The sequence below is a fragment of the Uliginosibacterium silvisoli genome (assembly GCF_036017035.1).
GTDB classification, from domain to species: Bacteria; Pseudomonadota; Gammaproteobacteria; order Burkholderiales; family Rhodocyclaceae; genus Viridibacterium; species Viridibacterium silvisoli.
Map to the genome: position 1 here is coordinate 1,865,768 of NZ_JAYXHS010000001.1, position 24,532 is coordinate 1,890,299.

Consider the following 24,532-nt stretch of genomic DNA (forward strand, 5'->3'; position numbering starts at 1 on the left):
CGGGCATCCACTTCTACGTGATAGCTAAGTCTGGTTTTGACGTGGATTCCCGCCTTCGCGGGAATGACGGCAAGCGGGCTAGGCTCCTGCCACCTTCCCGAACAAACGCAAACGACTCACCCCGCCATCCGGGAAGATATTGAACCGCACATGCGTCACCGGTCCGAGCGCGGCGAGTCCGTCGAAGCTATGCACGGCATCCATCGACAGCTTCTGTTGCGGCAACAGCTCCTGCCAGAACATGCTCTGCGTGATCAGCGACTGGTCCGTGCCGCCCGTCATGCGCGCAGCCTGCAGCGAGCAGGAGTCCGGGAAGTTGCCTTTGAAGAAGGCCGTGTCGACTTCGACGCGCTCGATGATGCCGGGTGCGGCCAGCGCGATGATGCTCCAGTCATTGCCCGGTTCGCGGCGGCGACGCGTTTCCCAACCGTCGCCCATGTTCACGCCGCGGCCCGGCAGCAGCAGCGCCGAGGCGAGGCCGAAGTGTTCGTTGTTGGCGGCGACCACGTAAGCGCCATTGATGGCGGCGGCAAGATCGAGCTCTGCGCCAGCAATGGTGGTATCGCTGCTGGGGCGACCATACACGCGCAAGCGGGCGATACCGCCGTCGGGGAAGATCGAGATGCGCACATGCGTCCAGGTCTCCTGGCTCGTCAGTGCGTGGTAGTGGTGCGCGTTGCCCTTGAGCGCGACGGTGGGCAGCAGCGAAGTCCAGCGCACGTCGGCGGCGGGCACATCCTTGTCGCTATGGCAGGCTTCGAGCGAGGCGCCGGGCGGGTAGTTGCCGGTGAAGTGACGCGTGTCGATGTCGACGCCGAAGATGCGGCCGGGGCGTGCGAGTTTCACCACGCACCAGTCGTTGCCCGGGCCGCGCTTGCGGCGCGATTCCCAGCCATCCATCCACTTGCCGTTGTCATCGTACTTGCCGACGATGAAGACCGGCTCGGCCGGATCCAGCATGCGCTCCTTCGGTGCGAAGAATTCGTCGCTGGCGGCAACGGCCTTTGCACCGAGGCGCGTGTCAGCGAGGTTGGTATAGCGCCGCGTAAAGTCCGGGGCATCGGGATCGAGGGTAACGACGGCCATATGAAGTCCTTTTCAATGCATTGCGCTGCCAGCGTCGACTGGCGGGCGTACGTTCCAAGCTTGTTTCCAAGCTTACCGCCGCGTCGCCGCAGCGGGGTGAATAAGCAGTATTCGTGCTGGGCGCATGGGCGGGCCGCAAAATTGCCCGGCCGCCGTGCGTGTCATACTTCGAACCGTTGCGGGCGCTCCGCGCCCACGGGCCTTCATTCCATTTTCCATTCCTCTACGCCATGAAACGACGCCAACCCATTGCCGGAGAGATCAAGCCCGCTGCCCCACGTCGCCGCGACAGCGTGGGTGCCGCCGATGCACGCATCTACGACTCGATCTTCCAGGCCGTGATGATGCAACGCCTCAAGCCCGGCATGAAGCTGCCCGAGCCGCAGCTGTGCGAGCTCTTCGGCGTCAGCCGCACCCTGGTGCGCAAGGCCTTGCAACGCCTCGAGAGCGACCACATCGTCGAGTTGCGCCCCAATCGCGGCGCTGTCGTTGCTTCGCCGACGCCCGAGGAGACGCGCGAGATCTTCGTCGCACGCCGCGCCATCGAAGCCGCCATCATGCCGCTGGCCATAGCCAACAATACGCCTGCGCGCATCGAACTGCTGCGCAAGGCGCTGAAGGCCGAGCACGAAGCCCTGCACACGCCCTCGCAACTCGAATGGGCTCAGCGCGCCGGCAACTTCCACGTGTTGCTGGCCGAGCAGGCAGGTAACGGCGTGTTGAGCGCCTTCCTGACGCAGCTGATGTCACGCTGCTCCCTCATCGTCACGCTCTACGAGGTGCCGGGCGACTCCGTGTGCGAGCACGAAGAGCACGAGCAACTCGTCGAACTGATCGCAAAGAGCGACGTGGCCGGTGCGACCGCGCTGATGGATACCCACCTGCGCGCACTCGAAGCGCGTATCCGCCTGCCCAAGGCCGACGAAGCGCCGGATCTGGGCGCTTTGCTCGGGCTGTAAAACCGCCACAAATCAGGCTGCGCGGGTCGTTAGCGAATTTGGGTGAATGAGTGGCTCGCTCGCCGTGCCTGAGCACTGCTCTGCGCGAGCCGCCTTGCTGACAACCCGCTCGCTCCGCTTTGTGACGGTTTCGAACGCTGCTAACCAACAATCGTATACACTTTAATGGTGCTTGCCAAGCGCTAGGCCTGATGCCGCCCAGTGCTCCGGAAGAATGCACCGACATCGCGCTTCGTGTTCATTAATTGTGCGCCTGAAAGGCGTTTTGACGAGGCCTGGGCCAGCGTCAGATGGGACGAAAGACCCGTCAGGCATGGTTCTAAAGTCAGAAGATGGCTTCTGGAACGGATGTTGCATGTATCCACTTTAAAGGCGTAAAGAATACATTTTTGATTGCAGCCATACGCCAGCGCAATCGGCCTACATTCCGGAGAGTTTCACCATGCAACGTCGTCAGTTCCTTCTTTCCTCGCTCGCCGCTGGCGGAGCGTTTGTCTTGCCTGAATTTGCGCAGGCCGCCTACACGGTCGCCTCGCCACTCAAGATCGGCTTCTGCTATTCCGGCCCGATCGGGGATTCCGGCTGGACCTATCAACACGAGCTTGGCCGTCGTCTGGTCGAGAAGACCTATGGCGACAAGGTGAAGACCTTGTTCGTCGAGAGCGTGCCCGAGACGCCGGACGCCGTGCGCATCCTGCGCCAGTTCACGCAGCAGGGCTGCGGCATGGTGTTCGCCACCTCGTTCGGCTTCATGGAGTCCACGCTGCGCGTCGCCAAGCAGTTCCCCAAGGTCGCCTTCGAGCACGCCACGGGCTACAAGTCGGCGGCCAACGTTGGCCTGTACCAGACGCGCTTCTACGAAGGTGCCTACCTGCTCGGCATACTCGCCGGCAAGATGACCAAGACCAATACGCTGGGCTTCGTCGGCTCGGTGCCGATTCCCGAAGTGCTGCGCAATATCAACGCTTTTACGCTTGGCGCGCGCAGCGTCAATCCGAAGGTGCAGACCAAGGTCATCTGGATCAACTCCTGGTACGACCCGGGCCGTGAGCGCGAGACAGCGGAAGCGCTGGTGGCGCAGGGCGCGGACATCCTCTACCAGGGCACGGACTCGCCCTCCGTCGTGCAGGTTGCGCAGGAGCGTGGCCTTTACGCATTCGGCCAGGACTCGGACATGAGCAAGCACGGTCCCAAGTCACACCTCTCGGCCAACGTCGCCAACTGGAGCGTGTACTACGTCAAGAAAGTTGGCGACATGCTGGAAGGCAAGTGGAAGCCCGAGGATACGAAGTGGGGCATGAAAGAAGGCATGGTGCAGCTTTCGCCGCTCAACCCCGGCGTGCCGGCGGATGTGGCCAGGTTGTTCGAAGCGAAGAAGGCAGAGATTGTCGCCGGCAAGTTCCAGCCCTTCACCGGACCGATCAAGGACAACGAAGGCAAGGAACGCGTGGCGGCAGGGAAAGTGCTTTCGGAGGAGGAGCTGTGGTCTTTGAAATGGTATGCCGAAGGGGTAATTGGAAAGGTGCCGGGCTGACGCGATGACGTTGTAGGAGCGGGCCATGCCCGCGACCACGCAGGCTTCAAATTGGCACTGACTTTTTCGTGCCCGTGGTGTCGCGGGCATGGCCCGCTCCTACATGTGCGTCGTGAAGTGCGGTAGCCACAGAATGAAAGGTAGTTGGAACATGGACATCGATTTCACCAGCATCACCGAATACCAGCGCTACAAGCTGATGGCCAGCCTCATCGTGCCGCGCCCCATCGCGCTGGTCACGACCGTGGGCGAGGACGGTGTCGTCAACGCCGCGCCGTTCAGCATGTTCTGCATGGTCGGCGAAGAGCCGCCGCTCGTGATGGTGAGCATCAATCGCAAGAAGGATGGCGGACTCAAGGACACGGCGCGCAACATCCTCGCCAATGGCGAGTTCGTTGTGCATCTCGCCGACGAGGAAATCGCCGAGCGCATGCACTTCTGCGGCGACAGCCTGCCGCCGGAGCATAGCGAGATGGATCACGTCGGTTTCAACGCACTGCCATCGCAAGCCATCAAACCGCCACGCATCGCCGAAGCGCCGGTCGCCTTCGAATGCAATATCTACGAGACCATCGTCACCGAGAGCCGTCACATCTTCCTCGGGCGGGTGTTGTGGCTGCACGTGCGCGACGGCCTCGTCGACACCGAGAAATGGCGTGTGCGCCTGCAGGACTACTTCCCCGTCGGCCGTTTCGGCGCGAGCTTCTACACGCGCACGCGCGACCGCTTCGCCATTGAAGCGCCGGGGCATGACAAGAGCGAAGGGCGCAGCACGCCCATCGATGAGATCTAGAAAATTTCCGGACAGAGGTTCAGGACATGAGTAACTTTAGCGAAGCCGACACGCGTTACATGAGACTTGCCATCGACGCCTCGCGCGCAGCCGTGGCAGAAGGCAATTTCCCCTATGGCGCAACCTTGCTGAGCGCAGATGGACGCGCCCACGTCTCGCACAACAACCAGGTCACGACGGGCGATTGCACAGGGCATGCAGAGGTGGTTCTCGTGCGCGAAGTCGCGCAGAAACTCGGACTGGATGCACTCGTCGGCGCAACGGTTTACGCCAGTGGCGAACCTTGCGCGATGTGCACGGGTGCGCTGTTCTGGGCGGGGGTGTCACGCATCGTCTATGCGATGCCCACTCCGGTCCTCAACGCCATCGGCGGCGCGCCTTACATCTTGCCGCGGACAGCCGATGTGCTGGCGGGCGCGTCACGCAAGATCTCTGTAGAAGGCCCGCTGCTCGAAGAAGAGGCGACGGCCGTGCTGCGCGAGTTCGCCGCGCGTTGAGAGCCGGGCCGTATGAGCAACCAGAACCGTTTCGCGTATGGCGACCCTACCGGTCAGTCAGGAAAAGACGATGGCGGAGCCATGCTGGATGCTCAGTTGTGCCGAGTCGTAGAGAGCCAACCAGGATGCATACTCCCTGTGGAGCCCTTCATCGCTGTGAGTGACTTGATTGATCCGCTCGGCCTCGACATCCGACAGCAGTCCGTCCTGCAAATCGATACCAAGCGCCGGGGCCACCAATACCAGCTCCTCCAGCAATCTGTATGACGAGCCGAGCATGCCTCCCGGAAGATCGTCCGCCTCATCGTCTGCAAACAGGACGTCATGAAAGTCGACAGGCAGGTAATAGCCTTCTGCATCCGAGTGGCAAAGGAGATGGCTGCTGAACGACTCGAGAGCCTCCTCGATGGCTGGATCCGAACCCGGATCAATACCGTCTTTCACCGGTGTCGCTATCCAGTCCGGATCTTCCGAGCGGTACGCGTATGCACGGCGAAGATAGTGAATGAAGGAGTAAGGGAACGAGCATAGCGATGCCCGTGATACGAGGGGTGGCAGGACGCGGGGCTCTGTGTGTGACGGCAATCCGGCAGCATTGAGCAGCTTGTTTGCCGCCGTCATGCCTTCTTCAAACCACTCAGCGCCTTCTGGATCGTGCTCCAGAATATCGGCCAGATATCCAACACTGATTGCGAGGCCCACGGAGTCTCCCTTTGTCTTGCGACGTTACTTGGCCATTGCTGGCGGGGCCTCATCCTAACGCATCCTTTGTTGCGGAGATGGCGAAGGTCTTACGCCGGTGACGAGCGTAGAGGAGTGACCGTGTTGCCACGGATCAGGTATTCCGCGCGCAGCACTGCATCGCCTTTTTCACCGGCAAAGGTATAGCCGACCAGTTCCAGTTCCTCGCCCACCTTGACCTCCGGCACTTTCCATGCCGACAGGCGTGTCAGTGGCGAGAGCTCGATCTCCCATTTCTCGTCGCGGCGGGTGGGCACAACGGCACGGGCAAAGATGGGGCCCGCGTCTATTCCCGCAGATTGCGCTGGCGCGGTGCGTGATTTGAGACTCGCCGGCACGGCGAGGGGCTGGTTGAGCTGCAGGATCAGTTCGGCGTGCGGGTTCTGCCATTCCACTTCGACGACCTTGCCCGCAAGGTAGAGCGGACGGGTTTCATCGAAGCCGCTCCAGCCGTGGTGGGCGAGAGCGCTGCCGCTGGCGAGCAGCAAGGGCATGCCGAAAACGAAGTCTCTGCGTTGCATGATGTTCTCCTCAGATGTAGGCGATCCAGCGGCCGCAGATGATGACGGCGATCCAGATCAGGACGGACAGCCCCGCTTGGCAGCGGCTCGTGAAATCTTCGCGCAATGGGCCGCGCGCGTGGAGCATGCCGGCATTGCAGCCGGCGAGCATGACGAGACCGATCTTGGCAGTGAATACCGGGTTGGCGATCAGTTCGCCGGCACGCGCGTAGAACATCGTCATGCCTGTGGCGGCAGCCAGTGCGAATCCCGCCAGCGTGCAGGGCAGCACGCTGCGTGCAAGGGCGGTTAGATCGAGGCGGCGCAACAGCCCGAGCAGTCGCAGGTCCACGATCATGAGGCTGCCGAACAGCGTGGCGAGGCCGATGATGTGAAGCGTCTCGAGTATCGGGTAGGCGAGGCTGGTGCGCAGCCAGAGCGCCGCCGGACTATCGAACATGCCGACCGCCAGTGAGCATGGTCTGGCAGGCTTCCGCCGGAGTCACAGGTGGAGAGAGGGATGGGACCACGCACGACTGGTTTGCGACGGGGAACATGGCTGGCTCCGCTCAGGTCATGACGACACGGACCAGTCTGCACGCCTTCGGTTCCCGGCGGGGCTTTTTTGGCGCGCTGGCCTCGCATGCGCCTGCATGTCACACGGCGGCAGGCTGCTTCGTCTACGGGGTATGTGTTCCACTTGTCGCAATTCCAGATGATTCCCCTTGCCATGACAACGCTTGCCGAACGCGCTCTGCGCTATGACCGCGAACATGCACGCAGCCTGCGCGCACTTTCTTACCGCATGCTCGGCTCACGGGCCGAAGCCGAGGACATCGTACAGGAGGCCTGGATGCGTTGGGCCGAGGTGGACGAGAGCACGGTCCAGCACGCCGGCGCTTTTCTCTCACGCCTCGTGACCAATCTATGCCTCGACAAACTGGGCTCGGCTGCCGCGCGGCGCGAACAGTATGTCGGCGTGTGGTTGCCCGAGCCGTTGCTGGACGAAGCGGGCTGGTCGCCCGGGCCCGAGGTGCAGGCGGAGTTTGCGGAGGATGTGTCGGTGGCTTTCATGCTGGCACTGGAGCGACTGTCGCCACTGGAGCGTGCGGCCTTCCTGCTGCATGACGTGTTTGACCTGGACTTTGATGAAGTCGGGCGTCGCCTCGAGCGCGATGCGGCAGCGTGTCGCAAACTGGCCAGCCGCGCACGCAACCACGTGAAAACCGATTACGCGCGTCACGAGGTGGATGCGGAAGAGCGGGATCGCCTGTTCAATGCCTTCAGCGAGGCACTGGGCAGCCTCGATGTGGATGCGCTGGCTCGCGTGCTGGCCGACGATTGCGTCATGCTGGCTGACGGCGGCGGCAAGGTCAGCGCAGTGGCTCGCCCATTGCACGGCGGGGCACTGATCGCGCAGACCTTTATCGGCTTCGCCAGGCTGCCGACCAGTCAGGGCTGGCGCTTGCAGGCGATGCGCATCAACGGCCTGCCCGGCTGCCTGGTATTCGACGCTGCCGGCACTCTCGTGCAGACCATCGCCCTGGCACCGTCGGCAACCGAATCGGGGCGCATCGGCGCGCTGTACGTCCAGCGCAATCCCGACAAACTGGCCGGCGTGCTGGCTGCGCTGGAGCGTAGTGCGGGCGTGGTGTGAAAGCAGGAGAGCCGAGCGTTATTCTCGTGGTGATGTCACACGACGCCGGGCTGCGTCGTCTTGAGGGTGTGATCACAAACATTCACCCTACATCACCTACAGGAAAGACAAACGAGCATGAACCATACTGCCCAACCCCGCCTGAACTATCAGCAACAGTCGCCCGAGCTGGTCAACAAACTCGTCGAGCTGAGCATGGCCATCACACGCAGCGGCGACATCGAGCAGCGCCTGTCGCACCTCGTCGACATCCGTGCTTCGCAACTCAACGGCTGCGCCTTCTGCCTGGATATGCACGTCAAGGAAGCCAAGCTGCATGGCGAGCGCGAGCTGCGTCTGTACCACGTCGCGATCTGGCGCGAGTCGCCACTATTCACGGCGAAGGAACGCGCAGCACTGGCCTTCACTGAAGCGCTGACGCAGATCGCACCCGGCGGCATCTCCGATGAGCTCTATGCCGAGATGCGCGAGCAGTTCAGCGAAAAGGAGCTGGCAACGCTGACCTTCCGTGTGATGACCATCAATGCATGGAATCGCGCCAACGTGGCCTTCCGCACCACACCCGGTGCAGCAGACAAGGCATTCGGCCTGGACAAGGCCGAGCTGTTCTAAGCGGAAACGGCGACAGGATCCCGTCGCCGTGATCGTGCAGAGAGCAAAGCGCGCATGGCACGCGCTTTGCCACGCCGGTTACGCTGCAGCGGGTTGTTCGCCGTGCGTCATCTTCTCCTCCATCACAGGGGACGCGACGGCATATTTCGCGCAGGTGGCAAGAATGGCGGCAACGACCAGATAGGCCAGTGCCATGATCGGGCTCTGGCCGATGCCGATCGCCTCGCCGTGCATGAAACCGAAGAAGGTCAGCAACGAGGCCACGATCGCAAACGCTGCCGCCTTCATGAACAGGCGGTCGATTACGCAGACGCCGATGGCGCCGAGCATCAGGCCGCCGAGAATTGCACCGCCGCCCATCACTTCGAGGCCGTGATACAGCACGCCGACCTGGCCGAGCTTGTCGAAGCCGACAGCGGCTGCATTGGTGCCCGCGGCGCCGAGCGCGTTGTCTATCATCAGCTTGCCCCAGGCCGCGAGGTGCGGCGTGATGGCGAGGATGATGGCCGGCGCGTGACGGTGCGGAGTCTCCTGGAAGGCCTGCGCGCCGATCAGCATGCCGATGTAGAGCAGGATGGGCGAGATGGCGACGACCGGGATCAGCGCCATCATCAGCGCGATGATGCCGAACCAGGCGAGGATGAGCACGATGAGTCCCGTGGCGGCCGAGTAACCGATGCGCCCGCCCATCGACTTCCAGCCGGGGTGGCCGATGTACACGGCGTTGATGAAGGGGTTGCCCATGCAGCAACCAATCAGGCTGATGATGCCGTCTGCAGTCAGCACGCGCGTCGTCGGGAAGCTGTCGCCCGCGACCGCAGCGCTTTCGACGTTATCCATCGCCTCGACCAGGTCGTAGATTCCGAACGGGATGGCGGTGACGAGGATGATGCCGAGGAACTCGAAGCCCGAGAAAATGTGGCCAACGGCAGGCAGGGGCACCGAGAAACCGAAGTTCGATAGCGCCGAAGTGATGTTCTCGCTCGCCATGCCGCCGAAATGGTAACCAAACATGGTCGAGCCCCAGGCGATCAGCGTGCCGACGGCAATGGCAACGAGGCCGGCAGGGATGCCCCGGAAGAAGCGCACGCCCCCGAGCCAGCCCAGCATGATGATGGAGAAGCACACCGCGCCGATCAGCGGCGTCATGAACATCTCCTGCGCGGGGCGCATCGAGATGAAGGCGATCGACACACCGGCCAGCGTGCCGAGCAGTGCAGCGCGCGGCGTGATCTTGCGGATGTAGGGGGCGACGAAGCCGCCAGCCATGAGCACGAAGCTCTGCACGAAGACCCATGTCAAGCCGGCTTCCCAGCCCTTGACGGGGTCACCCGTCTTGAGCGCAATCGGCAGCATGATGACGAAGACCACCACGAACATGTGCGGCACGCTGATACCCGAGGGCAGGGCGCACACATCCGTTCGCCCGGTCTTCTTGGCCAGCTTCCAGGCAAGGTACGCGTAGTAGAAGGTCGAGAGGAACATCATCAAACCCACGGCGGGCAGGATGCGGCCGAAGACAATGGCATCTGGCATCTTCAACACGAAGCGCAGCAAGCCGGTGAGGACCAGCATGTTGACGAGGATGTTGGTACCGAAACCGAATAGCGCGTTCCAGTCGCCCGGCGTCCATAGCTGGGGTTTGAACGAACTCAAGGTAGTTGGACTCGTGGCTTTCATGGCAGCACTCCCTTCCTGATCGCCCGGCGAATGAGGGCGAACGACAACACTCTCAGTTGATCAGGCGACTACGCTGCGCGCGATGCGCTGACGCGTGCTCTTGCTGGCATGCCGGATCAATACCCTTGGTGTCCACACAGGTCTCGTTGCAGCGTGTGCGCCGAGGCCAGTGCAGGCACCTCTTTCAATCGAGCGCGGCCAGGATCTTTCCCGAGTCCGACACCCAACCAAAAATTCCGCCCTGCGCGGCGATCATGCGCAGGCCCATTTCGTGAAACTCGGGGAAGTACGAAGCGCAGCAGTCGCCCGGTACGATGCAGCGATAGCCGCGATCGTTCGCCTCGCGCACCGTCGTATGCACGCAGACCTCGGTGGTCACGCCGCACACGATCAGCGATTCGATGTCGCGATTGCGCAGGATGTTGAGCAGCTCGGTGGCATAGAAGGCGCCCTTGCCCGGCTTGTCGATGACGGGCTCGCCAGCGATGGGATACAGCTCGGGGATGATGTCCTGCCCCGGTTCGCCCCGGATCAGGATGCGCCCCATCGGCCCCGGTGCGCCGATACGCACGCTGGGGGCGCCGCGCTCCACCTTGGCGCGAGGGGCGTCCGACATGTCCGGCCGATGCCCTTCACGCGTGTGGATGATCAACATGCCCTTGCGCCGCGCGCCGCCGAGCAGGGCCTTGATCGGCTCTACCGCGGCTTGCAGCAGCGACACATTGTTGCCTAATGACTCCCCGAAGCCCCCCGGCTCCAGGAAGTCGCGCTGCATGTCGATCACGATCACTGCCGTGCGGGCAGGATCAATACTGATTGGCTCCGGCTTGGCTTCCACCACGGCTGTGCTCATCGCGAACTCCCCTCAAGACATGCGGCCCTGAGGACTAAGCAAAAGCCGAACCACTTGCATACATGATTGTGGACAACGTGGAATACCGCGCCGGATATGGTTCTCGGCTGGAGTGACGGTTTTTCCGGCGACGGCAGCGGGCACCGGAGTGGCTCAAGGGCGGGGTGGATGCGCGATGGTGAGGCGTGCCGGCAGCGTAGGTCGGAAAAGCGCAGCGCCTTCCGACATCAGGCGGTTCGATAGACGCCTGGCCTTCTCGTGCGTCTGGATGTCGGAAGGCGCTGCGCTTTTCCGACCTACGAAATGCGCTGCATACTGGTGGCATGTCCGACTACCGCCGTTACCGTCTTCCCGGCGGCACGTATTTCTTCACCGTGAACTTGCTGGATCGGCGCAGCAGCTTGCTTGTCGATCAAATCGATCTATTGCGCCAAGCCGTGCGAGTAGCAAAGGAGCGCCGCCCTTTCCACATCGACGCTTGGGTGGTCCTGCCAGATCATATGCACGCGATCTGGACCTTGCCGGAGGGTGACGCCGACTACTCCGCGCGGTGGACGGACATCAAAAAGACCTTCGTCATAAGCCTGCCTGCAATCGAGCCTCTATCTGCTGCGCGTAGCGCCAAAGGCGAAAGGGGTGTCTGGCAGCGACGCTTCTGGGAACACACGATCCGTGACGATCGGGATTACGCCGCCCACATTGATTACGTGCATATCAACCCGCTGAAGCATGGTCTGGTGGAGCGGGTCGTGGATTGGCCTCACTCCTCATTTCATCGCGCAGTGGAGCGTGGTTGGTATGCGCAGGACTGGGGCGCGGATGTCCCCGATCTTGTCGCGGGCGAGCGCGCCTAGCCAACACGCCAACACGTCAACACGTAGGTCGGAAAAGCGCAGCGCCTTCCGACATCTCAACGTACAAGCACGCCCGCGGCTTATCGAGCCACCTGATGTCGGAAGGCGCTTTGCTTTTCCGACCTACGTTCATGGGCCGGCAGCGCGCCTTCCGGTGCTTTCACTTCCCCAGAAAGCGCTCGTGCCACCAGGTGAACACGATGTCGCGCAAAGCCGCGCCTTCGTCGTCTCCATAGCGCGGGTCTGCCAGCGACTTGAACAAGGCGTAATCCTCCGCGCTCAGGGGCACCGCGAAATCCTCATACCGTATCGGCGTGTTCGCAAACTCGGCCTTGTACGCCGGGTCCTTGCGCAAGGCGCGGTCGGCCTTGATCTTCGGCTGGCGGAAATCTGCCGGCGTGCGCTGGCTGGGGAGCGGTGCGAAGCTTGGCACCGAGGCAATCTCATCGTCCGTCGCGGAGTAGATCGACAGCCTGACCGGGCGGATCGCGAAGTTGCTGGTCTTCATGATGTCTGCCCCGCAGACGTTCGGCACCGCCAGCAGATCCATCACGGCGAGGAATTCCACGTAGTCGCCCGGCGCGGAAGACTGACGGTCGATCCACATGCGGCCATTGGCATCGACGCCGGTCTTCATGAACAGGTTGAACGAGTCATGCACATCGTCCGGCGTGAGGCCGTATTCGCGCTGCGCCTCGCTCTGGATGTCGTGGCAGTTCGTATGCGTGTGGAAGCCATACACGCTCTCATACAGATAGGCGCTGCAACGCGGGAACATCACGTCGTTGCAGCCGGCCGTATCTTCGAGGATGTAGGCCATCGGCCGTTCGCGCGGCGGTGCCGACCACATGAAGTGACCCTTGGTCGGATTGATGCCGTAGAGCGTGCGCGTGCGCCCGGTGTGCATGTACTCCTTGTAGTCATGCAGGTTGAAGCAGTTGAAGTCCACGCACTGGCTGCCCTCGATCTGTTCGATGCGCAGGATCTGCCCGCGCAGCAGCTCGATGGCCTTGCCCGTGCCCGGCTCCAGCACCCAGGAGTCGAGCAGTTCGCGTGTGCCCGTCAGCGCGCTCATTTCAGCGCTCCCGCATAGCCTTGCGTGATGCGCCCGGCGGCATGCATCTCCGCGTACTCGCGCAGCGCGAGGCGCACCAGCTCGGTCTTGTCCGTCGCGACGCCTTTTTCCACGGTGCGCTCCAGCAACTCCCGCTGTTGCTGATTCAGTTTCAGCACGACCTCATGTTCCTGCATGTCCCGGCTCCTGTCGGTTCGAATGGTTCTGGTGCGGCAAAGCGCGCTTCCCGAAATATGACTCTAAAAACGTATACCAAAGTGATTCACGAAAACCCAAATCGGGGCGTGCTGAATCCCTCTTGGTGCGCTGGTTCCGCGCTGGGCGGCCTTGCTGATCGGCACGTCAAATCAGCTGTAAATGTTTAAATAACAATGGCTTGAATTGTTTCTTCGGATCGCTTTTGGTGACCTGCATCAAGCCAGCACACTTTATGCTAGCAATAGGCTTGCCACAAATAGTGTATCCAATTTACGGCAGACATCGACAGGGAGAATTGCCATGCAGGACACCAGCAACAGCCGCCGTACATTCCTCAAGACCAGCGCCGCAGCCTCCGTCAGCCTCGCGCTGGGCGGTCAGGTGAGCCGGGCGCTTGCCGCCGACGGCCTCACCATCGGCATCGTCTACGTCGGGGCCAAAGACGACTATGGCTGGAACATGTCGCATGCCGTAGGCATTGCACCGCTGGCCAAGGTGCCAGGCGTGAAGATCGTGCAGCAGGAGCGCGTGCCGGAGACCAAGGAGGTCGCAACGGCCATCGAATCGATGATCCAGCAGGAAGGTGCCAAGCTGATCCTCGGCACCTCGTTCGGCTACTTCAACCCCTTCATGGTCGACCTCGCCAAGAAGTACCCCAATGTCGAGTTCCGTCACCCGACCACGCTGTGGTCTGCTGACAAACACCCGAAGAACCTCGGCAGCTACTACAGCTACATGGATCAGGCGCACTATGTGGATGGCATTGCCGCGGGTCTGTCGACCAAGTCGAACAAGATCGGCTTCGTCTGTGCCAAGCCCATCCCGCTGGTCCTGCGCAACATCAACAGCGTGCGCGTCGCGCTCAACAAGGTGAATCCCAAGGCCACGCTGCAGGTCATTTTCACCGGCGAGTGGACCCTGCCCGTGCGCGAGGCCGAAGCCACCAATGCACTGATTGACTCCGGTTGCGACGTCATCCTCACCCACGTCGATAGTCCCAAGGTGTGTATCGAAACGGCCGAGCGTCGTGGCGCGAAGTCCTGCGGCCACAATGTCTCGCAAGCCAGCATCGCACCCAAGGGTTTCATCACCGGCGGCGAGAACAAGTACGAGACCATCTACAAGCTCTACGCCGAGGAGCTGAAGAAGGGCCGCAAGCTGCCGAACATGCTCACCGGCGGTTTCGACAAGGACATGGTGCAGAACACACCGTTCGGCGCCGGCGCGACCGAGGCCGCGCGCAAAGCCGCGGCTGAAGCCACGGCCGACCTCAAGGCGGGCAAGCCGATCTTCACCGGCGTGCATAAGGACCAGAGCGGCAAGGTCGTGCTCGACAAGACCTATGGCAACTACGATCCGGTCCTCGACCAGATGAACTACATGCTCGAAGGCGTGACCGGCTCGCTGACCTGATGTGCGAAGCCCCGGACGAGCGCAGCGACTCCGGTGCTCCACAGCGCGGGCGCTATCGAAAGCAAAACCATCGGAAGGAGGCTGCGCTTTTCCGGGCTGCGAGACCGATTGCGCACGCCTGGCATGCAGGTCGGAAAAGCGCGGCGCCTTCCGACATCCAGCCCCACAAATCGCCGGCAAGAATGAGACCCGGTCAGACGGACGCCGATAACCTGCTCCGGGCATTACACTGCTGCTCCCTGCAAGAATTTTCAGAGAGCCGCACTCATGTCAAACCGCATCAACCGCATCTCCGTTTTTCTCGGCACGGCCGCGCTGCTGGCCCTCGCAACCGCCCCGGCTCAGGCCCAGACACCCGGCACGAGCATCACGCTGGCCCAGGTGCACGCCAACCAGGCTGACCTGTCCTCCGGCGGCAAGGCCGGCGTCGACGAGAGCCAGCTGTCTTTCTCCCACACGGCAGTCATCGGTGCTGGCCGCACCTTGCTGGGCGTACAGCTCGGCGCCAACTACGAGAACTGGAGCTTTGATGGCGTCACCACCAAGCCCTGGAAGTCGGTGCAACGTTTCTCGCTCGGCGTGCCGCTGATCCGCATCCTCGACGACGGCTGGAGCGTGCTGGTCACGCCGCGCGCGGAATGGAGCGGCGAAGAGGGCGCCAAGAGCAGCGACTCGGTGGCTTGGGGCCTCATCGGTGGCGTCAGCAAACAATACGGCGAAGGCCGCAGGATCGGTTTCGGCCTCACCGTGTCGCGCACGCTCGACAAGGACAACGAAGTCTTCCCGATCATCCTCGTCGACTGGCGCTTCAACGAGCAATGGCGTCTGTTCAATCCACTCGGACGCGGCCTGACCTCGCCGGCAGGTCTCGAACTGGCTTACCAGCTTGCGCCAGCCGTCGAGCTGGGCCTGGGCGCGTCCCTGCGTAACTCCACCTTCCGCCTCGCTGACGACAACCTCGTCTCGGCCGGTGGCGTCGGCAAGGCCAGCTACGCCCCCGTGTTCCTGCACCTGAACTGGAAGCCAGCCCCTGCGTGGAATCTCGACGCCTACGCCGGCATGCTGCTCAACGGCCGTCTCAAGGTCGAAGACAAGAACGGCAACAAAGTCTCCAGCCAGGACCTGGCCAACACGCCAGCGTTCGGTCTGGCAGCGAGCTTCCGTTTCTGAGCCTGTTGTTCGCCCGAGGCATAGCTTGCCTGGGGCGAACAAACGTCAGCGTGCCTGGGCCGATCTGGATCAAGTCCGGGCAGCATCCGGGCCCGGCTGATCCAGCTGCGCAGCATAAGACTCCCAGCGTGACTCCCGGCGTGCTCGCCCGAGGACATGAACCCCCGCCAATCCAAGCGCCAGCAAAAGCCAGGCGGCCGGTTCTGGAACGGCAGTTACGACGTAACTGGCAGGACTCAGGACCCCGGAAACAAGCGTTTCATTTGCGGTGCCTGCCGCCCACAGATACCTGAAGTCGGTTGAGCCCGTGATCGCGCTTCCGTCAATCACATGCGAGCCCAGCGTCTCGACCGATCCGAACGTCGCCCCGCTGTAAAGGCTGGAGAGAGAAGTGGTGATCTGACTCAGAACAGGACTGTTCGCGTCGAGGCGGTCTTCCGCGACAAGGTCTGCCCACGAATAGGCATATCCGCCGAACTGCACGTCAAACCAGTTCTGCGTGTATTGCACGTTCCCGAAGTACCGACCGGAAAAGTTCAGCGCCTGACCATTGATCTCCAGCACTGCGGAAATCGGTGAAATCTGGATGGTCGGATACCAGACGTCGGCCGGCAGCGAAGTACCGCCGGAAAGATGATTCGAGCTACCAAATCCGCCCACGCCTCCATTGCGAAGCCCCACAGAAAAATCACCCAGATAAGTCAGCCTGAAGGGCGTGCCGGCCGCGGGCGATCCGAGAACGCCCGTGGTATCAGAGATCTGCGTGACGGTGCCACGAAGATCGTAAGAGAGAACTTCCGCCTGTACCGGAGCAAGGCACGATGCAATAGTCAGGCAAGCAGCGAGCGAGCATTTTGATTTCTGCATCTTCAACTCCCGAAGAGTCCTGGAATCCCCGACAGATCGCTCGTCGCCATCTGCATCATGAGCGACTGCTTCAGTCAGATCTGCGCCCGCACTCACATCAGGAACAGTAGTCCGCATTCACGTCGAACCACCAATAGAAATGACGAATGCCTCGAAGCTGTCCTGCACTGCAGCTTGTTGTTCCCACTGGCTTGACCACTTGCGCTGCAAGAGTCACATACAAGCAAGGTATGCGCGCGAAGCATCAAGGGGGTATGCCCACGCAGGCATGCTGCTCAACGGTAGTCTCAAGTGCGACGATATTCATTCCAGCGAAGCTGCCAGATCGCGCAATACCTCGTCTGGCCGCTCAGTGATTGGCTCGCCATGCGAAACGAGTATCCGTTTCAGCGTCGCAAGATCCGCCCATTGCAGTAGCTGCTTGCGCAGCGCTTCCTTGCCGCCGTGCAAGGTCAGCTTCACCGGTGTCGGCACATTCGCCTCATCGCCGGCGAAGCCCAACATGCGCAGGAACCAGCCTTCGAAGCCCGAGGCGTGGCGGATGTTGCCGACAATGTCGTTGAGGACCAGTGTCGAGCCGTGAGGCCCATGCACCAGCAGCGCCGCCTCGCGGTCATGCGTGCCGGGCACGGTTACGAAGTGCACGTTCTCGTCCCCGAATTGCGGCATCGACGTATCCACCGCCACCACTTCCGCCACCTTCTTGCGCGCACCTTCCGGCGTCACCACTTCCATGTAGGGATAGCGCTGCTTCCACACCGGCGCGTCGAGCCGGTGATGATCGTTCGGCACGATCAGGAAGGCCATGTGGCCATAGCCCTCCAGCGCGAGCATCTCGTCCTCATCCAGCGCGATCGCGTTGAACACGATGAGGCGTCGGTCCTTCAGGCGCACGATGGTCATGCGCCGTGGAAAATCCACTAGCGGCATGTGAATCTGGCCGACCACACTCAGGATGTTTTCATCCACTTCGACCAGCTTGCCGTGCGGCAAGACTTTCCACTGCTCAAGCGGTTTGCCCATGATGTTTCCTTTCGAAGAATTGGATCGGGGGCTACTGCGCCAGGCTCGGATCGATGGCCTGCGCGAAGGCGATGTGGTTGCCGTCAGGGTCGGTAATCATCAGCGTATTCACGAGTGCGCTGGACGACCTGTGAGAAGTATCGACACCCATGGTGTCGAGATGCTCCGCCTGCTCGGCGATGTCGCTCACAGCAAGCGTCACCGAACCCTTGCCCGCCATCTTCGGTTGCTCATACACCTGCAACCAGCCGCCACGCTCGAAGCGCCACTCCGCCAGCTCCGGCATGGGCTGTGAATCGGCAGGACGGCCAAACAGTTGTTCGTACCACTGGCTTGCTGCGGAGATATTGCTGACGGCCACGCTGGCGAGGGCGTTGCGGATGGTCATGGCGGGCTCCTTTTCCGATCTGGTTACTTGCAGACATAGTCAGCAAGATCGGCGCCCGTCAGTCCCGCCGATGGCCGCGTCTTCGCTGTGATGATGTGCTCGCGCAATGAGAATCAGGGAAGCAGTTGCTCTCTAGATTGAGCCCGGGACATTGGGGCTGAGTTCGTGCGCAGTAGCCGTTAGAGAAGTGCCGGGGAGGTTGAGGATGAAAGTCTCAATGTAATTTATGCTAATAGGAAATTCATACAAGAGAGGTTTGCGACCATGCTAATTCAAAGATTCTTTGCTCCTGCCAAGGAAGTAAATGATGTTGGACTGCGAGAAATCAACATGTCTCGCTTAGGTCGATTTGTTGCACTCGCGGGAAAGAATGGGGCAGGAAAATCGCGGCTCTTAGACAAGCTGGAGTTTTATATTCACGCGCGTCGTCAGTTGCATCCGCAAGTCCCTAGGTTTCGGGAGCAACTTGAGGCTTTACCAAGAGCAATGGCGAACAATCCAGGATCTCCTTATTTCGACAATTGGAAAGTCCAGGTGGCTGAACACGAGAAAAATCTGGTGTTGGCCACACAGCGAATAATTCCAACTGATACAGAGACGCCGTTTCAAGCGGTACGATTTGTCCCCAAGAGCTTGCAGATGGACAGTCCTCACCATCAAACAAAAGGCTCCTTGCTGTCTAGCCGAGCGAACGCTAGAAATCCGGGACTCGGTAGCTCAACCCACAGCTTGCTCTATATCCAACAACTGCAGGATCGTTGGTGGAATGTGACTCACCCCGGATATAGCGGAGCAAACGAGGATCGAGCGTCTGCGATTGAAGACTATGTGAGCCTTAATACAACGCTTGAACAACTGCTTGGAGTTTCACTCAATAGAGACGCAGATGCTTCTGCCACTATGTTTGGAAAGGCAATCGGAGACGTCGGATTCTCTGATGGGCAAAGGGTAATTCTGCAGCTTTGCGTGGCGCTTCATGCTCAACGGGCCACGCTCGACAATACAATTTTCCTGCTGGATGAGCCCGAGAATCATCTACATCCCTCGGCTGCTGTTGATCTTCTGAAGTCGCTGTACAACGCAACTGGATCCCAGATATGGATTGCGACGCACTCAGTGCCGCTACTTGCCTACGTAGCGAGCATTGAACCGATGTCGTTGTGGTTCGTAGAGGATGGGGAAGTGACAAATGCCGGTCGGCACCCGCAGACAGTGCTCACGAGCCTTCTTGGTAGCGCAGAGGGTATTGCGCAGCTCAATACTTTTACCGGGCTGCCGGCGCAGCTTGCCGCGATCAATTTTGCGACGGAGAGCCTCTTTGCGCCGAAAGTAGTGAGCGATGGCGTTCATGATCCGCAAGTTGAACAGATTGCCAAAGCAATAGACTCCCTCCGAGTAGGAGAGAGCTTACGTCTATTAGATTTTGGCGCCGGTAAAGGTAGACTTCTTCAAGGCATCGCTGCTCAATTTGATGATGAAGGCCTAGCCATCTCAGATCGGCTTAGCTATTTCGCCTTTGATTCATACCCACACGATCAGGATGTCTGCAAACAAGTCATAAGCACCTATTTTCCTGATGTGGAAGGGCGCTACTCCAACACGCGTGAAGACTTCTTTACCCATAACGAGGATCAAAGTGTTGATGTCGTCGTAATGTGCAATGTGTTGCACGAGATACCTCCGCGGAATTGGGTGGATCTTTTCTCGCAGCAGTCATTGGTCAAACGAGCCCTTAAGGAAGACGGCTATATTCTTGTGGTAGAGGACCAACGCATACCTATCGGTGAGAAAGCACACGAGCAAGGGTTCTTGGTTCTAGACACAAGCCATTTACGTACCCTGTTTGCTGTATCAAGTGCGGATGTTGAGGCAGGTCTATTTGTTCGTACCACCAGAAGGGATGGTCGCTTGACTGCACATCTGATCGCAAAATGCCTGCTGTCAAACTTGAGTGCGGAGACGAGACGAACGGCTGTTGAGCAACTAAAGGCCACTGCGAAACAGAAGATTGTTGAACTGAGAGCGCGCCCAGCAAATTATTCCAATGGGCAAGAACATGGGTTCTGGACTCAACAGTTTGCCAATGCATCCCTGTTCTTGGACGAGGTAGGTTGATGTGACTACATCACAGTGGCATGTGGATGCCGCGGATGATCCAGCGTATCCGCAATCAATCTTAGCGCCACATCACACTCCTGCAATGTCATCGGTCCGCCCAAACATACCCGAACGGCATTCGGTGGGTCGGCATCCGTAGAGAAGGCGGCGCTGGCGACGACGCCTACGCCTTGGGTTCGTAGATAGGAGGCGAATTCGACGACGCTCCAGGATTCTTCGACGGGCAGCCAGAGGTGAAAGCCTTCGGGTTGGGCGAGGTGGCCGCGGCCGGCGAGGTGTTCGTCGGCGAGGGCTTGTCTGGCCAGGCCTTCACTACGGATGGCGTTGAGCATGGCGGCGGCGGTGCCGTCCTGCACGGCTTGCGTGGCGATGGCGTTGGTGACGGGTGAGGCCATGACGGTGGTGGCGCGCATGGCGCCGGCGAGGCGCTGGGCGAGGCGTGCGTTGGGCGCGCTGACGTAGGCGGTGCGCAGGCCAGCGCCGAAGCATTTTGAAAATCCCGAGATGTAGTAGGTGAGGTCTGGCGCGAGCTGGGCGAGGGTCTTGAGTGATTGGCGCGACAGCATGCCATAGGCATCATCTTCGATGATGGGCACGCTGTGATGCAGGGCGATGTCGGCGAGGGCTTCGCGGCGCGCGCGCGAGGTCGTGGTGGTGGTCGGGTTGAGCATCGTGGGGTTGATATAGAGCGCCTTGGGATGCAGGTTCTTGCAGGCGTGTTCGAAGGCGCTGGCGCTGGGGCCGTCTTCGTCGAGCGGCAGGGGTAAAAGTTTCACCCCCAATTGAGCGGCAATGGCCTTGATGCCGGGGTAGGTGAGCGATTCGACGCAGATGGCTTCGCCGGGGCGCGCGAGTTGCGAGACGAGGGCGGTGAGCACGCTGTGTATGCCGGGGCAGACGAGGACGTTCTCTACCCGGCTCTCATGCAGCCAGGGGCGCAGCCATTGTGCGGCGACGTCGCGGTCTTCGGCGGTGCCGCCGAAATCCTGGTAGCGCATGAGCTCGTAGAAGTTTCCTTTGGCTAGAGCGAGCGCCGCGCTTTCGTGCAGGCGCGTGATGAGGGCTGCGTCCTGCGGCTCGGGCGGCAGGTTCATGGTCATCTCGGCACCGCTGCCGCCACGCAGCGGCATGGATGGCGCCTGGCCACGGATGAAGGTGCCGGAGCCGGCGCGGCTGTCGATGAGGCCGCGCTTGCGCGCTTCGGCATAGCCGCGCGCGACGGTGGTGTAGTTGAGGTTCAGCGCGGTGGCGAGATCGCGCAGCGTGGGCAGTTGATCGCGCACGGTGAGGCGGCCGGTGCGCACGTCTTCGGCGATGAGATCGGCGATGAGCAGGTAGGCGGGCTTGGTGGCCTCTGCGAGTTGCTTGATCCAGTGGGTGGTTTTGGTCATGTGGTTCATTCGTGCGTGACATGATTGCTAGCGCGTTCGGGTTCTTGCTCCCCTCTCCCGCTTGCGGGAGAGGGGTTGGGGGAGAGGGCTCGCGAATCGGGGCATTGCTGCGAGCCGTGTTGATCCACCAGCCCTCTCTCCCGGCCTCTCTCCCATAAATGTGAGAGAGGTGACTGGTTTGACTTGATTGCATGAAATCACGTGCTTGATTGCATTGCAAGTCGGTTTCTGCACGCTTTTGCGCACCGCAATCGAGCGGAGCTGCACGGCCGCAGTGCATTGAAATCATTGGGCCTGCCGCTTGATGCCGATCAATTTCCATTCCCGGAGAGGTGCCAAAAAACTTTCTGGCAGGAACCGGTTTTTCCTTGGTGTTGATTGCATATTGATCGCATGTTACCGCCGACTTGATGGCATGGATGCTGCTCAAGGGAGATGTCGCTACGACGCACATCAACCAGTCAAAACAGGAGAAGCAACATGCCCGCAGTCAGCAAACCGGCCCATCAGAAAGGTGATTTCTTCGTCAATTACGAGGAGAAGGTATTCGAAGACGTGAAGGCCGATCCGGGTGAGAAGGCGCTGGTGACCTTTCACACGGTGGCCTTCGAGGGCTCGATCGGTTTCGTCAATCTGCTGCAGGCGACGCGTCTGCAACGCAAGGGTTTCGAGACCTCGATCCTGCTGTACGGCCCCGGCGTCACGCTCGGCGTTCAGCGCGGTTTTCCGACGCTGGGCGACGAGGCCTTTCCGGGTCATCTGAACTTCAACAAGCAGATCACGAAGTTCATGGAAGAGGGCGGCAAGGTCTATGCGTGCCGCTTTGCGCTGCAGGCACTCTACGGTCACGGCGAGCCATCGCTGATCGAAGGCATCAAGCCGATCAGCCCGCTGGATGTGCTCGACATCGTGTTGCTCCATCGCAAGAACAACGCGTTCATCCTCGACACCTGGACGCTGTGAGATGACGTCCGCATCGAACCGGGTCGTGCGCGCTGCGGCGATCCAGATCACGCCGGTCTTCGACAGGCCGGACGGCACCTTGAACAAGGTGTGCGAGGCCATCGACGCGGCGGCGGCGCAGGGCGCGCAGATCGTCGTGTTCCCCGAGACCTTCGTGCCGTACTACCCGTACTTCTCCTTCGTCAAACCGGCGATGGCGATGGGCGCCGACCACATGAAGCTCTACGAGCAGGCGGTGGTGGTGCCCGGGCCCGTGACGGTGGCGGTGGCGGAGCGGGCCAAGGCGCGCGGCGTGGTAGTGGTGCTCGGCGTGAACGAGCGCGACCACGGCAGCCTGTACAACACGCAACTCGTCTTCGATGCGGATGGCATGCTGAAGCTGAAGCGCCGCAAGATCACGCCGACGTACCACGAGCGCATGGTGTGGGGGCAAGGCGATGCGAGCGGGCTGAAAGTGGTCGACACGGCCGTCGGCAAGGTCGGTGCGCTGGCCTGCTGGGAGCACTACAACCCGCTGGCGCGCTATGCGCTGATGACGCAGCACGAGGAGATCCACTGCAGCCAGTTTCCCGGCTCGATGGTGGGGCAGATCTTCTCGGACCAGATCGATGCGGCGATCCGCCACCACGCGGCCGAGTCCGGCTGCTTCGTGGTGAATGCGACGGGCTGGCTGACGGATGAGCAGATCACCGCGATCACGCCCGACACCAGCCTGCAGCGCGCGCTGCGCGGCGGCTGCAACACCGCCATCGTGTCGCCGGAGGGCGTGCACCTCGCGCCACCGCTGCGCGAAGGCGAGGGCATGGTCATCGCCGACATGGACATGAGCCTCATCACCAAACGCAAACGCATGATGGATTCGGTCGGCCACTACGCGCGACCGGAGTTGTTGAGCCTGCGCATCAACGATGCGGCCGGCGAGTACGTGACACCAATGCATACAGCAGCACAGGAGCAAGGCCATGAAGACAGCAGAGATCTCTTTGGACACACCGGCGATCAGCACGGCGGCACGTCAGTTGATGACGGAGTTGCAGTCTTACGGGTTGCGGCTGGATAGCATCGACACCGGCGCGTCGAGCCGGCGCGGCGGCGCTGGGCCATCCGATCACAAGGCAGTGACGGTGGATGGCCACACCATCATGGTGCCGGTGCATACATCGACCGCTTCGCACTCCCCATTCGTGGCGAGCGCGCCGGATGCGCAGGGGCGCATCTCCCTCAAGCGCGCCACCATCCCGATTGCGAACATCAGCTTCCCGAAGGCGCCGCGCTTCTACAAGCTGCAGACGCTCGACGGTGTGCCCTATTCGCATATCGCTACGCTGCACAGCTCCGACGTGCTGGCAACGACAGTGCTGCAGAACTGCATCCGCTACGACAAGCGCGACTCAGCCTGCCAGTTCTGCGCCATCGGCCAGTCGCTCGCTGCGGGCCGCACCATCGCGCACAAGACGCCGGAACAACTCGCCGAGGTGGCACGCGCCGCCGTGCTGCTCGACGGCGTGAAGCACATGGTGCTCACCACCGGCACGCCACCGACACCGGACCGTGGCGCGAAGATTCTCTGCGATAGCGCCTTCGCCATTCGTGCGGCTGTCGACCTGCCCATCCAGGGCCAGTGCGAACCGCCGAATGATGACAAATGGTTCGCCCGAATGAAGGCCGCCGGCATCGACACGCTGGGCATGCACCTCGAAGCGGTCACGCCCGAAGTGCGCGCCCGCATCATGCCGGGCAAGGCGACGGTGTCGCTCGCGCGCTACATGCGCGCTTTCGAAGTAGCTGTTGGCGTGTTCGGTCGCGGCCAGGTGAGCACCTACATCCTCGCCGGTCTTGGCGACACGCGCGAAGCGATTCTCGAGATGTGCGAGAAACTGATTGCGATTGGCGTGTATCCGTTTGTGGTGCCCTTCGTGCCTATCAGCGGCACGCCGCTGGAGAACCACCCTGCGCCGACGCCGAAGTTCATGAGGTCGGTGCTGGAGCCGCTCGGGAAGATGGTGAGTGGGGCGGGGTTGCGCGCGGCGGACATCAAAGCGGGTTGCGGGAAGTGTGGGGCTTGTTCTTCGCAGTCGACTTACGAGGCTTGAGGCGAACCTCATGAGAAACAATCAAACCATCGTCATCCCGGCGAAGGCCGGGATCCAGCCGCCGTGC

General features: G+C 61.3%; 25 protein-coding genes. 13 read left to right on the plus strand and 12 right to left on the minus strand.

The window, feature by feature from the left end; all coding sequences use genetic code 11:
- Positions 1–78: 78 nt before the first annotated feature.
- On the minus strand, positions 79–1,086 hold the full coding sequence (gene alc / locus VVD49_RS08465) for an allantoicase (RefSeq protein WP_327598702.1): 1,008 nt from the start codon (positions 1,084–1,086) through the stop codon (positions 79–81).
- Positions 1,087–1,316: 230 nt separating this feature from the next.
- Between alc and VVD49_RS08470 the strand changes: the two genes are divergently transcribed.
- The 4 genes from VVD49_RS08470 (at position 1,317) to VVD49_RS08485 (ending at position 4,869) form a co-directional block, all read left to right on the plus strand.
- On the plus strand, positions 1,317–2,045 hold the full coding sequence (locus VVD49_RS08470) for a GntR family transcriptional regulator (RefSeq protein ID WP_327598703.1): 729 nt from the start codon (positions 1,317–1,319) through the stop codon (positions 2,043–2,045).
- A 442-nt stretch (positions 2,046–2,487) separates the two neighbouring features.
- On the plus strand, positions 2,488–3,579 hold the full coding sequence (locus VVD49_RS08475; RefSeq protein ID WP_327598704.1) for a BMP family ABC transporter substrate-binding protein: 1,092 nt from the start codon (positions 2,488–2,490) through the stop codon (positions 3,577–3,579).
- 151 nt (positions 3,580–3,730) lie between these two features.
- Positions 3,731–4,372, plus strand: a complete 642-nt coding sequence (locus VVD49_RS08480) for a flavin reductase family protein (RefSeq protein WP_327598705.1) — start codon at positions 3,731–3,733, stop codon at positions 4,370–4,372.
- 26 nt (positions 4,373–4,398) lie between these two features.
- Positions 4,399–4,869: a nucleoside deaminase gene (locus VVD49_RS08485; RefSeq protein ID WP_327598706.1), complete on the plus strand. Its 471-nt coding sequence runs from the start codon at positions 4,399–4,401 to the stop codon at positions 4,867–4,869.
- Positions 4,870–4,926: 57 nt separating this feature from the next.
- Here VVD49_RS08485 and VVD49_RS08490 read toward each other — a convergent pair whose 3' ends face one another.
- The 3 genes from VVD49_RS08490 to VVD49_RS08500 form a co-directional block, all read right to left on the minus strand.
- On the minus strand, positions 4,927–5,571 hold the full coding sequence (locus VVD49_RS08490) for a hypothetical protein (RefSeq protein ID WP_327598707.1): 645 nt from the start codon (positions 5,569–5,571) through the stop codon (positions 4,927–4,929).
- Between the two features lie 89 nt (positions 5,572–5,660).
- The gene (locus tag VVD49_RS08495) at positions 5,661–6,131 is read right to left on the minus strand and encodes a DUF6152 family protein (RefSeq protein WP_327598708.1); all 471 of its coding nucleotides are present in this window, start codon (positions 6,129–6,131) and stop codon (positions 5,661–5,663) included.
- Positions 6,132–6,141: 10 nt separating this feature from the next.
- Positions 6,142–6,570 carry a hypothetical protein gene (locus VVD49_RS08500; protein ID WP_327598709.1) on the minus strand — a complete coding sequence of 143 codons (429 nt, stop codon included), beginning with the start codon at positions 6,568–6,570 and terminating at the stop codon, positions 6,142–6,144.
- 270 nt (positions 6,571–6,840) lie between these two features.
- Here VVD49_RS08500 and sigJ point away from each other — a divergent pair, with 270 nt between their 5' ends.
- Positions 6,841–7,767, plus strand: coding sequence for an RNA polymerase sigma factor SigJ (gene sigJ / locus VVD49_RS08505; RefSeq protein ID WP_327598710.1), 927 nt, complete (start codon positions 6,841–6,843; stop codon positions 7,765–7,767).
- 117 nt (positions 7,768–7,884) lie between these two features.
- Positions 7,885–8,379, plus strand: a complete 495-nt coding sequence (locus VVD49_RS08510; protein ID WP_327598711.1) for a carboxymuconolactone decarboxylase family protein — start codon at positions 7,885–7,887, stop codon at positions 8,377–8,379.
- A gap of 78 nt (positions 8,380–8,457) precedes the next feature.
- On the opposite strand, the gene VVD49_RS08515 is transcribed toward VVD49_RS08510, so the two are convergent.
- Positions 8,458–10,059: a hypothetical protein gene (locus VVD49_RS08515; RefSeq protein WP_327598712.1), complete on the minus strand. Its 1,602-nt coding sequence runs from the start codon at positions 10,057–10,059 to the stop codon at positions 8,458–8,460.
- A gap of 184 nt (positions 10,060–10,243) precedes the next feature.
- On the minus strand, positions 10,244–10,912 hold the full coding sequence (locus VVD49_RS08520; RefSeq protein WP_327598713.1) for a cysteine hydrolase family protein: 669 nt from the start codon (positions 10,910–10,912) through the stop codon (positions 10,244–10,246).
- A gap of 323 nt (positions 10,913–11,235) precedes the next feature.
- On the opposite strand from VVD49_RS08520, the gene VVD49_RS08525 reads away from it, so the two are divergent.
- Entirely contained in the window at positions 11,236–11,766 is a 531-nt protein-coding gene (locus VVD49_RS08525) for an REP-associated tyrosine transposase (protein ID WP_327598714.1), read from the plus strand.
- A gap of 160 nt (positions 11,767–11,926) precedes the next feature.
- Here the strand turns inward: VVD49_RS08525 and VVD49_RS08530 are convergent, their stop codons facing one another.
- On the minus strand, positions 11,927–12,841 hold the full coding sequence (locus tag VVD49_RS08530; RefSeq protein ID WP_327598715.1) for an urea carboxylase-associated family protein: 915 nt from the start codon (positions 12,839–12,841) through the stop codon (positions 11,927–11,929).
- Entirely contained in the window at positions 12,838–13,017 is a 180-nt protein-coding gene (locus tag VVD49_RS08535; RefSeq protein ID WP_327598716.1) for a hypothetical protein, read from the minus strand. Before VVD49_RS08535 ends, VVD49_RS08530 begins: the two co-directional genes overlap by 4 nt.
- Positions 13,018–13,339: 322 nt before the next feature.
- On the opposite strand from VVD49_RS08535, the gene VVD49_RS08540 reads away from it, so the two are divergent.
- Positions 13,340–14,452: a BMP family ABC transporter substrate-binding protein gene (locus tag VVD49_RS08540; RefSeq protein ID WP_327598717.1), complete on the plus strand. Its 1,113-nt coding sequence runs from the start codon at positions 13,340–13,342 to the stop codon at positions 14,450–14,452.
- Between the two features lie 267 nt (positions 14,453–14,719).
- Positions 14,720–15,622 carry a hypothetical protein gene (locus VVD49_RS08545; protein ID WP_327598718.1) on the plus strand — a complete coding sequence of 301 codons (903 nt, stop codon included), beginning with the start codon at positions 14,720–14,722 and terminating at the stop codon, positions 15,620–15,622.
- 69 nt (positions 15,623–15,691) lie between these two features.
- On the opposite strand, the gene VVD49_RS08550 is transcribed toward VVD49_RS08545, so the two are convergent.
- The 3 genes from VVD49_RS08550 to VVD49_RS08560 form a co-directional block, all read right to left on the minus strand.
- Positions 15,692–16,489: a PEP-CTERM sorting domain-containing protein gene (locus VVD49_RS08550; protein WP_327598719.1), complete on the minus strand. Its 798-nt coding sequence runs from the start codon at positions 16,487–16,489 to the stop codon at positions 15,692–15,694.
- Between the two features lie 303 nt (positions 16,490–16,792).
- Entirely contained in the window at positions 16,793–17,512 is a 720-nt protein-coding gene (locus tag VVD49_RS08555; RefSeq protein ID WP_327598720.1) for a hypothetical protein, read from the minus strand.
- Positions 17,513–17,543: 31 nt separating this feature from the next.
- On the minus strand, positions 17,544–17,900 hold the full coding sequence (locus VVD49_RS08560) for a VOC family protein (RefSeq protein WP_327598721.1): 357 nt from the start codon (positions 17,898–17,900) through the stop codon (positions 17,544–17,546).
- A 264-nt stretch (positions 17,901–18,164) separates the two neighbouring features.
- Between VVD49_RS08560 and VVD49_RS08565 the strand changes: the two genes are divergently transcribed.
- A complete protein-coding gene (locus tag VVD49_RS08565; RefSeq protein ID WP_327598722.1) occupies positions 18,165–20,015 on the plus strand; it encodes an AAA family ATPase in 1,851 nt (616 codons plus the stop codon).
- 5 nt (positions 20,016–20,020) lie between these two features.
- Here the strand turns inward: VVD49_RS08565 and VVD49_RS08570 are convergent, their stop codons facing one another.
- The gene (locus tag VVD49_RS08570) at positions 20,021–21,409 is read right to left on the minus strand and encodes an aminotransferase-like domain-containing protein (RefSeq protein WP_327598723.1); all 1,389 of its coding nucleotides are present in this window, start codon (positions 21,407–21,409) and stop codon (positions 20,021–20,023) included.
- A 480-nt stretch (positions 21,410–21,889) separates the two neighbouring features.
- Here VVD49_RS08570 and VVD49_RS08575 point away from each other — a divergent pair, with 480 nt between their 5' ends.
- Genes VVD49_RS08575 through VVD49_RS08585 form a run of 3 tightly spaced genes read left to right on the plus strand, consistent with a single transcriptional unit; the run spans position 21,890 to position 24,465 of the window.
- Positions 21,890–22,372, plus strand: coding sequence for an MSMEG_0572/Sll0783 family nitrogen starvation response protein (locus VVD49_RS08575; RefSeq protein ID WP_327598724.1), 483 nt, complete (start codon positions 21,890–21,892; stop codon positions 22,370–22,372).
- Between the two features lies 1 nt (position 22,373).
- Positions 22,374–23,432: a Nit6803 family nitrilase gene (locus VVD49_RS08580; RefSeq protein ID WP_327598725.1), complete on the plus strand. Its 1,059-nt coding sequence runs from the start codon at positions 22,374–22,376 to the stop codon at positions 23,430–23,432.
- Entirely contained in the window at positions 23,335–24,465 is a 1,131-nt protein-coding gene (locus VVD49_RS08585; RefSeq protein ID WP_327598726.1) for an MSMEG_0568 family radical SAM protein, read from the plus strand. The genes VVD49_RS08580 and VVD49_RS08585 overlap by 98 nt, the downstream gene beginning before the upstream one ends.
- The last annotated feature ends 67 nt before the right edge of the window (positions 24,466–24,532 follow it).

Coding starts and splice junctions, on each gene's coding strand:
- alc (WP_327598702.1), bottom strand. CDS start 1,086: ATGGCCGTCGTTACCCTCGATCCCGATGCCCCGGACTTTACGCGGCGC.
- VVD49_RS08470 (WP_327598703.1), top strand. CDS start 1,317: ATGAAACGACGCCAACCCATTGCCGGAGAGATCAAGCCCGCTGCCCCA.
- VVD49_RS08475 (WP_327598704.1), top strand. CDS start 2,488: ATGCAACGTCGTCAGTTCCTTCTTTCCTCGCTCGCCGCTGGCGGAGCG.
- VVD49_RS08480 (WP_327598705.1), top strand. CDS start 3,731: ATGGACATCGATTTCACCAGCATCACCGAATACCAGCGCTACAAGCTG.
- VVD49_RS08485 (WP_327598706.1), top strand. CDS start 4,399: ATGAGTAACTTTAGCGAAGCCGACACGCGTTACATGAGACTTGCCATC.
- VVD49_RS08495 (WP_327598708.1), bottom strand. CDS start 6,131: ATGCAACGCAGAGACTTCGTTTTCGGCATGCCCTTGCTGCTCGCCAGC.
- VVD49_RS08500 (WP_327598709.1), bottom strand. CDS start 6,570: ATGTTCGATAGTCCGGCGGCGCTCTGGCTGCGCACCAGCCTCGCCTAC.
- sigJ (WP_327598710.1), top strand. CDS start 6,841: ATGACAACGCTTGCCGAACGCGCTCTGCGCTATGACCGCGAACATGCA.
- VVD49_RS08510 (WP_327598711.1), top strand. CDS start 7,885: ATGAACCATACTGCCCAACCCCGCCTGAACTATCAGCAACAGTCGCCC.
- VVD49_RS08515 (WP_327598712.1), bottom strand. CDS start 10,059: ATGAAAGCCACGAGTCCAACTACCTTGAGTTCGTTCAAACCCCAGCTA.
- VVD49_RS08520 (WP_327598713.1), bottom strand. CDS start 10,912: ATGAGCACAGCCGTGGTGGAAGCCAAGCCGGAGCCAATCAGTATTGAT.
- VVD49_RS08525 (WP_327598714.1), top strand. CDS start 11,236: ATGTCCGACTACCGCCGTTACCGTCTTCCCGGCGGCACGTATTTCTTC.
- VVD49_RS08530 (WP_327598715.1), bottom strand. CDS start 12,841: ATGAGCGCGCTGACGGGCACACGCGAACTGCTCGACTCCTGGGTGCTG.
- VVD49_RS08535 (WP_327598716.1), bottom strand. CDS start 13,017: ATGCAGGAACATGAGGTCGTGCTGAAACTGAATCAGCAACAGCGGGAG.
- VVD49_RS08540 (WP_327598717.1), top strand. CDS start 13,340: ATGCAGGACACCAGCAACAGCCGCCGTACATTCCTCAAGACCAGCGCC.
- VVD49_RS08545 (WP_327598718.1), top strand. CDS start 14,720: ATGTCAAACCGCATCAACCGCATCTCCGTTTTTCTCGGCACGGCCGCG.
- VVD49_RS08550 (WP_327598719.1), bottom strand. CDS start 16,489: ATGCAGAAATCAAAATGCTCGCTCGCTGCTTGCCTGACTATTGCATCG.
- VVD49_RS08555 (WP_327598720.1), bottom strand. CDS start 17,512: ATGGGCAAACCGCTTGAGCAGTGGAAAGTCTTGCCGCACGGCAAGCTG.
- VVD49_RS08560 (WP_327598721.1), bottom strand. CDS start 17,900: ATGACCATCCGCAACGCCCTCGCCAGCGTGGCCGTCAGCAATATCTCC.
- VVD49_RS08565 (WP_327598722.1), top strand. CDS start 18,165: ATGCTAATTCAAAGATTCTTTGCTCCTGCCAAGGAAGTAAATGATGTT.
- VVD49_RS08570 (WP_327598723.1), bottom strand. CDS start 21,409: ATGACCAAAACCACCCACTGGATCAAGCAACTCGCAGAGGCCACCAAG.
- VVD49_RS08575 (WP_327598724.1), top strand. CDS start 21,890: ATGCCCGCAGTCAGCAAACCGGCCCATCAGAAAGGTGATTTCTTCGTC.
- VVD49_RS08580 (WP_327598725.1), top strand. CDS start 22,374: ATGACGTCCGCATCGAACCGGGTCGTGCGCGCTGCGGCGATCCAGATC.
- VVD49_RS08585 (WP_327598726.1), top strand. CDS start 23,335: ATGAAGACAGCAGAGATCTCTTTGGACACACCGGCGATCAGCACGGCG.